This window comes from Aldersonia kunmingensis, assembly GCF_001646865.1.
Taxonomy (GTDB): domain Bacteria; phylum Actinomycetota; class Actinomycetes; order Mycobacteriales; family Mycobacteriaceae; genus Aldersonia; species Aldersonia kunmingensis.
The window spans coordinates 1-546 of the sequence record NZ_LRRB01000210.1 but is presented as its reverse complement, the minus strand read 5'-3'; the positions used below and the strand labels follow the sequence as shown (position 1 = coordinate 546).

At 67.0% G+C, this 546-nt stretch carries 1 protein-coding gene; it reads right to left on the bottom strand.

The features are described 5' to 3' along the window. A partial coding sequence (locus A8G08_RS16575) for a condensation domain-containing protein (protein WP_245672857.1) occupies window positions 1–520 on the bottom strand: 520 nt, incomplete at its 3' end. Between the last annotated feature and the right edge of the window lie 26 nt (window positions 521–546).

Below are 546 nucleotides of genomic sequence, written 5' to 3'. Positions count from 1 at the left end.
GATGCTCGTTCTCGGCGAGGCGGAAAAGCGCTACCCGGAACGGGGTTTCGCGTGTGACGTCGAAGCCGCGCAACAGGAACTCGCGGACCGCGTCGATCGCACCGGCCGGATCCACATCGACCGGTGTTGCATCAGGGGTGGCCTCCGCACTGGGGAGAACCACCTGATAGCCGACACCATTGACCTCGGGGTAGATCGTGCGCAGCGTCTCTTGCCGCTCGACGAGATCCCCGACCGCACGCTGCAACGCGTCGGTGTCCACTGGACCGGTGATGCGCAGCACCGCCGGGATGTTGTCGACGGCCGATCCCGGGTTGAGCCGGTTGAGGAACCACATCCGAGTCTGCGCCAACGACAACGGCACCTGCTCCGGGCGGGCCTGCGGCACCAAGGCCACCCGCGCCGCGCCGGCATGCGATTCGACAGCAACTGCGAGACGTTCCACCGTGGACGCGTCGAACAGGACACGCACCGGCACCGACGCATCCAACGTCGCACCGAGGCGAGACGTCACCTGCATCGCCAACAAGCTGTTGCCGCCCAGGG